The sequence below is a fragment of the Amycolatopsis balhimycina FH 1894 genome, assembly GCF_000384295.1.
Taxonomy (GTDB): domain Bacteria; phylum Actinomycetota; class Actinomycetes; order Mycobacteriales; family Pseudonocardiaceae; genus Amycolatopsis; species Amycolatopsis balhimycina.
Map to the genome: position 1 here is coordinate 2840749 of NZ_KB913037.1, position 12929 is coordinate 2853677.

The 12929-nt window shown below is 68.2% G+C and carries 6 protein-coding genes; all 6 read right to left on the minus strand.

Going from position 1 to position 12929, the window contains the following annotated elements:
• Nucleotides 1–11: 11 nt before the first annotated feature.
• Nucleotides 12–1610 carry a BTAD domain-containing putative transcriptional regulator gene (locus tag A3CE_RS53460; protein ID WP_084641497.1) on the minus strand — a complete coding sequence of 533 codons (1599 nt, stop codon included), beginning with the start codon at nucleotides 1608–1610 and terminating at the stop codon, nucleotides 12–14.
• Nucleotides 1579–4734: an efflux RND transporter permease subunit gene (locus A3CE_RS0112065; protein ID WP_020640346.1), complete on the minus strand. Its 3156-nt coding sequence runs from the start codon at nucleotides 4732–4734 to the stop codon at nucleotides 1579–1581. The genes A3CE_RS53460 and A3CE_RS0112065 overlap by 32 nt, the downstream gene beginning before the upstream one ends.
• 37 nt (nucleotides 4735–4771) lie before the next feature.
• Complete coding sequence (locus A3CE_RS0112070; protein ID WP_020640347.1) at nucleotides 4772–5221, minus strand: efflux RND transporter periplasmic adaptor subunit; 450 nt, start codon at nucleotides 5219–5221, stop codon at nucleotides 4772–4774.
• Nucleotides 5208–8357: an efflux RND transporter permease subunit gene (locus tag A3CE_RS0112075; protein ID WP_020640348.1), complete on the minus strand. Its 3150-nt coding sequence runs from the start codon at nucleotides 8355–8357 to the stop codon at nucleotides 5208–5210. Before A3CE_RS0112075 ends, A3CE_RS0112070 begins: the two co-directional genes overlap by 14 nt.
• Before the next feature lie 484 nt (nucleotides 8358–8841).
• Nucleotides 8842–9789 carry a hypothetical protein gene (locus A3CE_RS50900; protein WP_020640349.1) on the minus strand — a complete coding sequence of 316 codons (948 nt, stop codon included), beginning with the start codon at nucleotides 9787–9789 and terminating at the stop codon, nucleotides 8842–8844.
• The gene (locus A3CE_RS0112085) at nucleotides 9770–12916 is read right to left on the minus strand and encodes an efflux RND transporter permease subunit (RefSeq protein WP_020640350.1); all 3147 of its coding nucleotides are present in this window, start codon (nucleotides 12914–12916) and stop codon (nucleotides 9770–9772) included. The genes A3CE_RS50900 and A3CE_RS0112085 overlap by 20 nt, the downstream gene beginning before the upstream one ends.
• Nucleotides 12917–12929 lie beyond the last annotated feature (13 nt).

The following is a 12929-nucleotide window of genomic DNA, read 5'->3' on the forward strand; positions in this document are numbered from 1 at the left end:
ACCAGCCAAGGTCAACAACAACCGTGGCTGGATACGCGCGCGAGCGTCACGCCATCCCGCGGTTCGCACCGTTGCGCTACACCGCGGTCCAGGATGAGCTGCCGGGCGCGGACGTACGCCACCTCGGCCGGCTCCCAGGTGGTGAACAGGACCGTGGCCCCGCGCCAGGTGGCGGCCTGCTGGATCAGGTCGAGCAACCGGTTGGCCGCCAAGGGGTTCAGCCCGCTGGTGGGCTCGTCCAGCAGCAGCACGCTCGGCTCGCGCACCAGCGCCGTCGCCAGCCCCAGCCGGCAGCGCAGCTCCCGGTCGTAGGCCGAGATCCGGCTGCCCGCCACATCCACGAGGCCCACCTCGGCGAGCAGCCGCCCGGCCAGCCGCCACGCCTCCGTCCTCCCGAGGCCGGAGAACCGAGCGCAAGAGGCCAGCGTCTCGACGCCGGTGAGGTGCCCCGGCTGGTCGGCCGGGGCAGGCAGCAGGCCGATCAGGGCGCGGATTTCGGCGCCCCGGTGCGAGGGAACGCCCGCGATCGCGAACGAACCGCCGGTCGGCGCCAGCAGGGTGCCCAGCACCCGGATGAGGGTGGTCTTGCCGGCGCCGGGCGCGCCGAGCACACCGACGATCTCACCGGGCGCCACCGCGAAGCTGACCTGGTCGAGCGCGGTCACCTCGCCGAAACGCCGGGTCAGCTGGTCGACCTCGATGGCCGCCTCCACCTGAGCAGGCAGCCGGGGAGCGGGCACTCGCGGCCCTGGCCCGGCGAGGTCCAGACATGGATCACCCAGGAGGATGGCGTGCTCGAGCCGACGCAGCGCCATGTCAGGCTCCAGGCCGAGCTCCTCGATCATCCGCAACCGGGCGGTTTTGTAGGCATGCAACGCCTCGGGCCCCCGGCCCGACCGGTGCAGTGCAAGCATCAGCTGCGCCAGCAGCTGCTGCCGGTACGGGTACTGCGCCACCAGTTCAGTGAGCTCGTCGATGACGATCCGGTGCCTGCCGAGACGCAGCTCCGCGTCGAGGCATTCCTCCAGTGCGATCAGCCGGGTCTCCTCGAGGCCGGCGCAGAGCTGGTCGGCGATCTCCGAGGCGACGTCGGCCAGCGGCGGCCCCCGCCACAACTCGAGTGCCCGCCGGTACAGCGACATCTTGTCGGTGTCGTTCTTTCCCGCCCTCGCGTCGGCGACGAGTGCGCGGAACCGGTGCGCGTCGACGCACATCGGGTCGGCCTGCAACACATAGGCCGACCCCTTGGTGAGAATCTCGATGGCGCGCCCGTCGCGATTTCGCTTGGCGATCGTGGCACGCAATTTTGATATTCGGACATGAATGGCATGCTGAGCGGTAGGCGGCGGGGAGATCGGCCAGGTGAGATCGACGAGCCGGTCAACCGAAATCGGTTGGTTTATTTTTAACGCGAGGACGGCCAGTAAGAAACGTTGCTTGGGCGGGCCGAGGTCAATTCGTTCATGCCGCGACCACGCTTCTACGACGCCCAGTAGACGAAAATCCACGACGCGTCCCCCATCCGGCTTGCCGCTGAATGGGAACAGTCTACTGCCGATTGCGGCCCCAACAATAGGGTCAGCCGTTTGCCGGAATGGCCGGCTCGTCACCGGTGCGGCGTCGTTTGCCGAACCGGAGGTACAGCGATGGCGTGACGAACAGGTTCAGCAGGGTCGAAGTGACGAGCCCGCCGATGATCACGATCGCCATGGGGTGCTCGATCTCGTGCCCGGGCAGGTTTCCCGCGATCGCGAGCGGAACCAGCGCGAGCGCGGCAGCGAGTGAAGTCATCAGGATCGGCGCGAGCCGTTCCTGCGCGCCGCGCAGCACCAGGGCCGGGCCGAACGTCTCGCCCTCCTCCCGTTCCAGGTGCTGGAAGTGGTTGATCATGAGGATGCCGTTGCGGGCCGCGATGCCGAGCACGGTGAAGAAGCCGACCAGCGAGCCGAGCGAGAGGACGCCGCCGCCGAGCCACGCCGCGAGCACCCCGCCCATCAGCGCCATCGGCAGGGTGAGCAGCACCAGCACGGCCAGGCGCCAGCTGCCGAACGCGGTGGCCAGCAGAATCAGGATGCCGATCAGCGCGATGCCGGAGAACAGGAGCAGCCGATCCTGCGCGGCCTGCGCCTCCTTGTACTCGCCGATCAGCTGGGCGTGGTACCCGGTCGGCAAGCCGACCGTGGCCAGGCGGCGCTGCACCTCGTCGGCGATGGCTCCCAGGGAATGCCCCTTGGCGATGTTGGCGCCCACGTCGATGCGCCGCGAGCCGTTTTCCCGCAGCACCTGGTTGTCCGCGGGGATGATCTTGACATCGGCCAGCTCGCCGAGGGGGATCTTCCGCCCGTCGGGGGCGTCCATCAACAGCGCGCGCACCGCCTCGACGCTGTTGCGGGCCACCGGCTCGCTCCAGACGTGCACCTCGGTGTTCTTGCCCTTGCGCCAGATGTCACCGGCTTCCTCACTGGCGATGAAGGCGGCCGCGCTGCGCCGCACGTCACCGGGCTTGATGCCGTACTGGGTGGCCTTCTCCAGGTTCTCCTGGATGTTCACCTGCGGAACGGTGGTCTGCAGCGTCACCCGCGCGTCGATCACACCGTCGATCCCGGCCACCAGGCTCTTGATCTGGTCGCCCTTCTCCCGCAGCACCTTGAGGTCGTCACCGAAGACCCGCACCACGATGGGCTCGCTGGCGCCGGAGAGCACCTCCTCGGTGCGCTCCTTGAGATAGGTCTGCACATCGGTCTGCAGGCCCGGGTAGCCCGCCACCACGTCCCTCACCGCGGCCACCGTCTGGTCGTAGTCCACGTTCGGGTCGATGCTGATCCAGTTCTCGCCGGCGTTCATGCCCACAATCTCGTCGGCCAGCGTGCCCTGCCCGATGTGCGCGCCGAAGGTCTTCACCCCGGGTATCGCCCGCAGCTCGGCGCTGACCTGCTCGGTGATGCGCACCATTTCCGCCCGCGAGGTGCCCGGCTGGGTGATCCAGTGCATCAGGAAGTCCCGTTCCTTGAACGCCGGGAACAGGTCCTGGCCGAGGAAGGGGGCGGTGACCAGCCCGGCGATCAGGAAGACGCCGAAGGTGGCGAAGGCCGCGGCCGGCCGGGGCACGACCCGGCGCAGCACCACCAGGTACGCCCGCTGCAGCCAACGCACCAGCGGCGACGAGCGCCGCTCGATCGGCGCCTTGCGCAGCAGGATCAGGGCCAGCGCGGGAATCACGGTCAGCGCGACAAGGAGCGAGGCCAGGATCGCCAGGCCGTAGGCGAGGATCAGCGGGCGGAAGAACGAGCCGGTGAGACCGGCCAGCAGGAACACCGGGACGGTGGAAACCAGGATGATCGCGGTGGCGTGCACGATCGGGCCGCGCACCTCCAGCGACGCCTCCAAGACGATCGACGCGGTCGACCGGTCGCTGCCCTCCTGGCGGTACTGGCGGATCCGCCGGACGATGTTCTCCACGTCGATGATCGCGTCGTCGACCAGCACCCCCAGCGAGATCACCAACCCGGCCAGGATCATCGTGTTGATCGTGGCGCCCATCGCGTCGAGCACCAGCCCGGCGGCGACCAGGGAGAGCGGGATGCTGATCGCGCTGATCAGCGCGACCCGCCACTCGAACAGGAAGAAGATCAGGATCAGCACGACCAGGATGAACCCGATCACCAGAGCCCGGCTGAGGTTCTGGACGGCGCTTTCGATGAAGGTGGCCGGCCGGAAGATCTCGGTGTCCACCTTGATGCCCCGCATGCCCGGCGCGAACTCCTTGAGCGCCTGCTCGACGCCCTGGGTCACGTCCAGGGTGTTGGCCCACGGCAGCTTCTCGATGATCATCATGATGCCCAGGCCGTCGCCGATCACCGCGTCCCCGCCGAGCAGCGAGGGAGGCATGATGTCGTCGGTGATCCTGGCGACGTCCTTGAGGTAGACCGGGTGCGCGAGATCGTGCAGGTCGACCGGGATCTCGGCGAGCTGCTGACCCGACAGGTCCGGCAGCTTGTGCTGCACCTGGAGCCGCTGGTTCGCGGAGTCCACCCACCCGCCGGTGCCGATCTCGAACCCTTTGCGGAACTTGAGCATGCCGACGTCCACCGCGTCCCCGGCGGCATCCATCACCTGCTGCATGGTGACGTTGTGCTGCTTCATCTTTTCCGGATCCACCAACGCGTTCTTGACCCACCAGCGGTCACCCCAGATGGCCGCGTTGGCCACGCCGGGCACGCGCATCAGGCGTGGCCGGATCGTCCAGTACGCCTGCAGCGCGGTGTCGACCAGTGCGGCGTCGGACTTGTCCGGCTGGGACAGCCCGATCTTCATCACCCGGCTGGTGGCCGACAGCGGCTGGATCATGAACGGGGAGTTGGCCCAGCGCGGCAGCCTCGGGGTGATCGAGTTCAGCCGTTCCTGGATCAGCAGCCGGGCGTTCATCAGGTCGACGTCGGGGTTGAAGATCAGCACGATGGAGGAGAGCTGGGTAACCGACTTGGACCGCAGGTCGGCCAGGCCGGGGAGCCCTTGCATCTCCTTTTCCATCGGGACCGTGACGAGTTCCTCGACATCGCGCGCGGACAGGCCGGAGCACAACGTCTGCACCTCGACCTGCGGGGGCGCGAACTCGGGGAAGGCGTCGACGGGCATGGTGCGAATCTGCAGGACACCGAAGAACATCAGCATCGCCCCGCCGACGACCACGAGCAGCCGGAGCCTCAAACTCGTGGCGACGATCCAGCGCATCATGGTCGCGACCCCTACCCTTGGTCCACTGTGGACGGAACTATTCCGTGCTGATCCCGATCTCGGTGCCGTACAGCTCGATGACGCCCGCCTTCACCACCGTCGTCCCCGCCGCGGGGCCGCTGGACAGGAAAGCCTGGTCACCCGCAGCACCACCGACGTTCGCCACCGTCACCTGCTCACGCACGTAGGTCAGCGGCTGGGTGACCGTGTACAGCCAGGCGACGCCGTCCGCGGCGTAGAACACGGCGGAGTAGGGCACCGTCGGCCCCTGGGGCGACGCGGCGATCTGGACGGTCTGCACACCGATCCGCTTTGCCGCACGGTCGGACAACGTCACGCTCTTGACCTCCTTGCCCGGGATCGCCGCGACGTTGGCGGGCGGTTGCTCCTGGGGCGCGGCGCCGCTGGCGGCACACCCGCTGAGCCCCAGTCCCGCGGTGAGCAGGACGACGGCCGGCCATGGGCCTTGTCGATCACGACCGCGCATCGACGGTCACCTCCTTGTCCCGGTTTCCTGCGAAACGCAGGTAGACAGCGGGCAGCACGAGCAGGTTCACCACGCCGGCCGTGACCAGGCCGCCCAGGATGATCCAGGCGAGCGGACCGGCGGCCTCCAAGCCGGCGGCGTCACCGGCGATCACCAGCGGGATGAGCGCGAGACCGGCGCCCAGCAGAGAAGTCACGGCCGGGGTGAACCGCTGCCGGGAGCCGAGCACGACCAGGTCCTCGCCCGGCGGATGGCCGTCCCCGGCGAGCCGCCGGTAGTCCCCGATCTGGAGCAGGCCACCGCGAACGGTCACGGCGAGCACGGTCAGCAGGCCGAGCATGGCCACGATCGACACGCTCTCGCCGCCGGCCACGGCCGCCAGCACGCCGCCGGTCAATGCCACCGGCAGCAGCAGGAAGTACAGCGCCGCCAGCCGCCAGCTCGCCATGGCCGCCTGGAGCAGGAAGAAGATCAGGATCGCGGCACCGATGGCGTAGAGCCACACCCGGAAGTCGATGGCAGCCCTCGCCTCGCTGGCACCGAGCACCTCGAGATGGTGCTCACGGGGGAAGGCGACGGCCGCCAGCTTGTCCTTGGCCTCGGCCGTGACCGCGGACAGGCTGCGCCCGCGCACGTTGGCCACCACGTCGATGCTGCGCGACACCTGGTCGTGTGTGATCATCTCCGGCTTCGGCGCGATCTGGACGTCGGCCACATCGGACAGCTTCACCTGGGACGGGCCGTTCCCCGGGCCGCCGATCGGGGCGTCGATGCGCAGGTCCTTGATCTTGGTCACGTCGTGGCGCACCTCGGGCGTGCCCCAGACCACGACCTCGAACACCTTCTGGTCCTGGAAGAGGTTGCCGGCCACGGTGGCAGCGATCAGGGTGGCCGCCTGCCGGCGGACGTCACCCGGCTTGAGGCCGTACTTCGCGGCCTTGTCGACGGCGACTTCGATCTGCAGGGTCGGGGCGACCTGGGCGCCGTTGATCTTCGGCCGGTCCACGCCCTGGACGCCGGAGATGATCCCCAGCACCTCTTTGGCCTTGGCGTTGAGCACGTCGTAGTCGTTGCCGTAGACACGGACCACCAGATCGTCGGAGGCGCCTCGGGTGGTCACCTCACGGACCTGCTTGTCGGAGTAGGTGAGCACGTCGCTGCGAACCCCGGGGTAGCCGCTCACCACGCGCTTGATCGCGTTGAGGGTGCCCTGGTAGTCGGCGTTCTCGTCGATGGACAGCCACACCTCGCCCGAGTTGATGTTGGCGATCTGGTCGGCGGCGAGCGCCCGGCCGGAGTGCGCGCCGACGTTGCGGACTCCCGAGGTGGCCCGGAGCTCGCTGGTGAGCGCGGCGGTGATCCGGTCCATCTCCGGACGGGAGGTGCCGGGTGCGGTTTCCCAGGAGATCAGCAAGCCGCGCTCGTGCAAGGTGGGCGAAAGCGGGCGGGCGCCCAGGAACGGCAGCGCGGCGAGGGCGGCGACCACCAGGACGGCCACGGTCGCGTACGACCAGATCCGCGCGCGGAGGACACGGCGGACGAGCCCCGCGTAGGCCGCCTCCAGCCAGTCGGCGACCGGGGACGGACGGTGCTGGAGCGATTCCTTGCCCAGCAGCACCGTCGCCAGCACCGGGGTGATGATCAGCGCGACGAGGACGGAGGCCGCAGTCGCTACCAGGAACGCGATGGCGACCGGGGTCAGGAGGGCGCTGCGCACCCCGTCCAGGATGAAGACCGGCACGACGGAGACCGCGGTGATCACGGCGGCCGCCATCAGCGGGCCTCGCATCTCCAGGACGGCCGCGTGGATGACGCCGATCGTGGGCTGGTCGTCAGCGGCCTCACGGCGTTGCCGCAGGCGCCGGCGGACGTTGTCCACCGCGACGACGGTGTCGTCCACCACGATGACGAGCGCCATCACCAGGCCCGCCAACGACATCATGTTCAGCGGGATCGCGAACCAGTTGAGCACCAGCACGGTCACGGCGATCGACGTGGCGATCGTGAGCAGGCTGACCAGTGCCATGCGCCAGTTGAAGAACATCGCGCCGATCAGCAGAAGCAGGAGAAGGGCGCCGAGCAGCAGGGTCCAGGTGAGATTGGCGGTCATGTTCTCGACGAACGTGGCCGGCCGGTAGATCGTGGTGTCGAGCTGGACGCCGGACAAGCCGGGCTTCAGTTCGTCCAGCGCCGCCTCGACATTCTTGGTCACTTCCTGGACGGACGTGCCCGGGAACCGCTCCACCACCAGCATCAGGCTCGGCGCGTCGTTGACCACCGCGTCGCCGATGAGCAGCTGGTGATCCTCGACGATGTTCGCCACGTCGGCGAGGCGCAGCTGGCGGTCCTCGGCGCCCTGGATGGTCATCTTGCCGAGGTCGGCGGCGGTCTTGATCGGCTGGTTGTGCTGGACCTCGATGCGCTGGTTGGACGTGTCGACGTAGCCGCCGAGGCCGGGAGTGGACGCTTCCACGAAGGTCAGCGGAGAGACCCAGAGGGCGTTGGCCGAGGTACGGAGGACCTGGTCGAGGGTGACGCCGTCGTGCATCAGCCGCGACGGGTCGACCTGAACCTGAAGCTGGCGGTCCCGGAAGCCCCAGATGCCGACGTTCGCCACGCCTGGCACGGACAGCAGGCGCGGGACGACGGTCCACCGGGACAGCAGCGACATGTCGATCAGCGACTTGTCCTTCGAGGACAGGCCGATCATCATCAGCCGGCCGGTGGACGACAGCGGCTGCACCACCTGCGGAGCCCGGGATGCGACCTGGGGCAGGGCAGGCGTCATCGTGAGGCGTTCCTGCACCACCTGGCGGGCGCGGATCGGATCGGTACCCGGCTCGAAGGTCATCTCCATGGAAGTGAGCCCGGGCATCGTGCGGGACTCCAGCTTCGAAAGCCACGGGATGCCGTTGAAGAATTCGTTCTCCATCGGGTTGGTGAGAAGGTTTTCCACTTCTTCCGCCGACAGCCCGAGCGCCTCGACCTGGACGTCGACGCGCACGGGGCTGAACTCCGGCAAGGCTTCCACCGAAGTGCTGCGCAACTGCACGAACCCCAAAGCCAGCAGGCCCACTGCGACAGCCAGCACCAGGCGCCGGTACTTCTGGCTGATCCCGACGATCCATCGCATCATGCGGGAATCATCGCCGTTCCGGCTCATACCGGGGTCATCGCCGAATCATCCGGGCTCACAGCCCGGTCATACGCCCTGACAACGCTCTGTCAGCCGGTCATCGCGAGCCGGGCGCAGGGTGTAGTCGCCGGTAGCGGTAGCGACATGCTGAATTCGTTGCTATACAAAAGAAGAGCGCAGAACCTCGGCATGAAGGTGGTCCTGCCACAGACCAACTTCATCGAGGTTCTGCGCTGGATGAGCGTCGCATACTCCGCTGCCTTGGAGGTATCCGAGGGCAGCGTCTTGTTCCTGTCCGGTTTGCTGCATGCCGAGCGTGCCCGGCGGGGTACCCGCGCGTTGGGGACCTACCAGCAGGCTGTGCCGGTCATGCGCTGGTTCCTGGAGGACGCCCGGATGTCAGCTGTCGTCATCCGATCCGGACGGGTGGCCACTGTGGACCTCCGGCGTGCGACCGACATCTCGGGCAGGTCGGCCGCGGGAGTCAGGGGCCCTGCAACGGGGACGCGTTCTTGTAGACCGGGTGGGTGTCCCGGCCGTGCCGGTCGATCTTGCGTGCTTCGGCGTCGGCCTTCGCCAGTTCCGGCGGGCTCAACGTCTTCCGCTCGGCGAGCACCAGCGTCTCGCCTTCGGGGTCGGCGATGGCCCCGACCTTGACGACACCGACGCCCGGCGCATAGGACTTGGTCTGCACGCCCGTGTCCGGCGCGAGCGGGCTGCGCTCGTCGACCACCCGGACCTTGTCGTAGCAGCCGGTCGGGACGCAGACGTGGTCTTCGGTCTTGACGTCCTTCGCACAGTCGAGGAAGTTGACCGTCGGCGAGGAGCCCTGCAGGACTTCGGGCGTACCGATCTGCACCTTCGCCGGAACCTGGACACCCGCCTCGGCGCGGTTCTGCCCGGCGAGCCACGTGCTCGGCGCGGCGGAGAACTTGCCGCCCTTGTATTCCTCCGGGTACTCGCCGAAGTTCCAGACGTTGCCGTTGTCGTCCTGGGCGAAGAAGGCCAGTTCGGCTTCGGACACGGTGCCTTTGTCGGTGTCGACGTCCCAGGTGACCACGTTCGGGACGCCGTTGATCACCTCGACCAGGTCGGTCACGGTGAACACGATCCGGTGCGGCAGCACCCCGCCACCGCGGTTGGCCCGGCCTTCCAGGGTCCACTGCGACCCCACCGGCAGCGGCATCCAGTTGCCGGTGATCTTGGTGGACGCCGAGAACGCGCTCTTGTCCAGCGGTGGGATGGTCACCGGACCGCACGTCGGGACGGCCACCACGGGCTTGGCCGAGGCCGTGGTCGACGGCGCGGCCGACGACGAGACCGGCGGTGGCGCCACCGAAGACGACGCGGCCTGCGGGGCGACCTGGCTCCCGCACGCGGTCACCGCCAGCAACGGACCGATCGCGAAAAGGCTAAACGTGCTGCGGCGCATGAGAACTCCCGATCTCGGCCGGTCGCCCGGCCTTGCCGAATCGCAGGTACAGAGCGGGCAGGACGAACAGGTTGAGCAGGGTCGAGGTGACCAGGCCGCCGGCGATCACCACGGCCATCGGGTGCTCGATCTCGTGTCCCGGGATGTCCCCGGCGACCACCAGCGGCAGCACGGCGAGCCCGGTGGCGAGCGCGGTCATCACGATCGGCCGCAGCCGTTCACGGGACCCGCGCAGCACCAGCTCCACGCCGAACGGCATTCCTTCCACCTCGTTCAGGTGGTGGAAATGGCTGATCAGCATGATCCCGTTTCGCGCGGCGATGCCGAAGACCGTGAACAACCCGACCAGCGCCCCCAGCGACAGCATCCCGCCGTTGATCAGCGCGGCCAGGATGCCGCCGACGACGGCCATCGGCAGCGCGACGAACGCGAGCACCGTCATCCGCCAGTTGCGGAACGCCGAGTGCAGCAGCAACAGGATCGCCACGGCGGCGCCGATCGCGACGAGCAGGATCTGGTTCTGCGCCGCCTGCCGTTCCTGGAAGGTGCCGAGCAGCTCGGCGTGGAAGCCCTGCGGGTACTGGACGTCGCGCAGCTTCTGCTGGACGTCGCCCACCACGTCGTTGAGGTCCCGCCCGGACACGTTCGCCGTGACGTCGATGCGGCGTGCGGTGTTCTCGTGCCGGATCGAGTTCGGCACCGGCACGACGCGGATGTCCGCGACGTCGCTCAGCTTCACCTGCGTGTTCGTCGGCGTGTCGAGTACCAGGTTCCCGATGTCGGTGACGCTCTGCCGGGTCTGCGGCGTGCTCCACACCTGGACGTCGTAGGTCTTGCCGCCGCGATAGATGTCGCCGACCTCCTCCCCGGCGACCAGGGTGCCCGCGGCCCGGCGCACGTCACCCGGCTTGAGCCCGTACTTCTGGGCCGCGTCGAGGTTCACCGTCACCTGCAGCTGCGGCTCGTCCTGCTGCAGCTCGACCTTCGCGTCCGTCGTGCCAGGGACGTCGGCGAGCAGCTTCCGGACCTCGTCGGCCTTGGCGCGCATGGTCGGCAGGTCGGTGCCGAAGATCCGCACCGTGATCGGGTAGCTCGACCCGGTCAGCACCTCGTCGATGCGTTCCGCCAGGTACGTCTCGACATTGTGGAACATGCCGGGATAGCTGTTCACGACGTCCTCGACCGCCGCGACCGTGCTCTCGTAGTCGACGTCCGGATCGATGCTGATCCAGTTCTCCCCGAAGTCGACGCCGGCTATCTCCTCGGCCAGGAACGCCTGCCCGATGTGCGAACCGAAGTTGCGCACGCCCGGGATGGCCCGCAGGTCCTTGCTGATCGACTCGACGATCCTCCGCTCTTCGGCCAGTGACGTGCCGGGCTTGGTTATCCAGTGGATCAGGAAGCCGCGTTCCTTGAACTCGGGGAACAGCGACGCCGAAAGCAGCGGGAACACGACGATCCCGGCGATCAGCACCACCCCGGCCCCGGCGAACGCGCGGTACGGATGGCGCACGACCCGTTGCAGCAGGCGGGTGTAGCGCGGCGCGAGCCAGCGGACCACCGGCGACTCGCGACGCTCGAACTTGGTCTTGCGCAACAGGATCAGGCACAGCGCGGGCGTCACGGTGAGGGCGACGGACATCGACGCCAGGATCGCCAGCGAGTACGCCAGGGCCAGCGGCCGGAAGAACGAGCCGGAGAGGCCGGGCAGCAGGATCACCGGGCTCACCGCGGCGACTTCGATGGCCGTCGCGTAGATGATCGCCTTCCGGACCTCGATCGAGGCCGACAGGATCACCCGGGCGGTCGCCCGTCTCGTGGCCTCCGGATTTTCGGCCCGATGTTGTTTGAGTCTTCGGAACACGTTCTCGACATCGACGATCGCGTCGTCGACGACGTCGCCGAGCGCAATCACCAGCCCGGCCAGGATCATCGTGTTGATGGTGTAGCCCTGGGAGTCGAGGATCAGCCCCACCGTGACGACCGACAGCGGGATCGCGACGACGCTGATCAGCGCGGTCCGCCAGTCCCACAGGAACAGCCCGAGCATCAGCACCAGCAGCAGCGCGCCGATGACCATCGACGTGGTCAGGTTGCCCAGTGCCGCCTGGATGAAGGTCGCCGGCCGGAAGATCGTCGTGTCGATGTCGATGCCCTGCAGACCGGGCCGCATCTCGTCGATCGCCTGCTCGACGCCCTTGTCGACGTCGAGGGCGTTGCCCCAGGGGAACTTTTCGACCACGAGCATCAACCCGGTGCCGTCGTTGATCACCGCGTCGCCGATCAGCGGCGGGTGGTCGCGCAGGACGTCGGCGACGTCACCGAGCCGGACCGACGTGCCGTCGGGCCGTGGGACGGAGACCTCCGCGAGGTCCTTCGTCGTCACGATCGGAGGCAGGTTCTGCAGGCCCAGACGCTGGTTCGGGGTGTCGACGAAGCCACCCGTGCCGAGCACCGCGCCGTTGGTGAACTGCAGCAGCCCGGAGTCCACCGCGTTCGACGCCGCCTCCATGACCTGGGTGAGGGTGACGTTCTGCGCCTTCAGCCGCTTCGGGTCCACCTGGACCTGTTGCAGGTCGAGGCGTTCGCCCCAGATGGCCACGTTGGCCACGCCGGGCACGCGCAGGATCCGCGACCGCAGGGTCCAGTAAGCGATGTTCGAAAGGTCGAGCAGGCCGACAGTCTTCGAGCTGACGCCGATGTGCATCGCCCGGCTGGTCGCCGACAGCGGCGGCCGGATCACCGGCGGCGCCGCCCAGGTCGGCAGCTGGTGGGAAACGGTGCCGATCCGCTCGGACACCAGTTGCTCGGCGTTGATGACGTCGGTGCCCTGCTTGAAGATCATCTCGATCGACGAGACCCCGGAGACCGACTTGGAGCGGATGGTGTCGATTCCCGCGACGCCGTTGAACGCCTGCTCGAGCGGCACGGTGACCAGGCTCTCCACTTCGGCCGTGTTGAGCCCGACGCAGAGGGTCTGCACCTCCACGCGGGGCGGCGCGAACTCGGGGAACACGTCGACCGGGGATTTCTTCAGCTGCAGCGAGCCGAAGAACAGCAGCGCGCCGGCCAGCGCGAGAACCAGGAACCGGCCTTTGAGACTCGAACCGACGATCCACCGCAGCATCGCAGGACTCCCC

What these genes read in the sequence shown, in the direction of transcription:
- A3CE_RS0112085 (WP_020640350.1), bottom strand. Translation starts at nt 12,916, where the DNA reads ATGCTGCGGTGGATCGTCGGTTCGAGTCTCAAAGGCCGGTTCCTGGTT.
- A3CE_RS0112075 (WP_020640348.1), bottom strand. Translation starts at nt 8,357, where the DNA reads ATGATGCGATGGATCGTCGGGATCAGCCAGAAGTACCGGCGCCTGGTG.
- A3CE_RS0112070 (WP_020640347.1), bottom strand. Translation starts at nt 5,221, where the DNA reads ATGCGCGGTCGTGATCGACAAGGCCCATGGCCGGCCGTCGTCCTGCTC.
- A3CE_RS0112065 (WP_020640346.1), bottom strand. Translation starts at nt 4,734, where the DNA reads ATGATGCGCTGGATCGTCGCCACGAGTTTGAGGCTCCGGCTGCTCGTG.
- A3CE_RS50900 (WP_020640349.1), bottom strand. Translation starts at nt 9,789, where the DNA reads ATGCGCCGCAGCACGTTTAGCCTTTTCGCGATCGGTCCGTTGCTGGCG.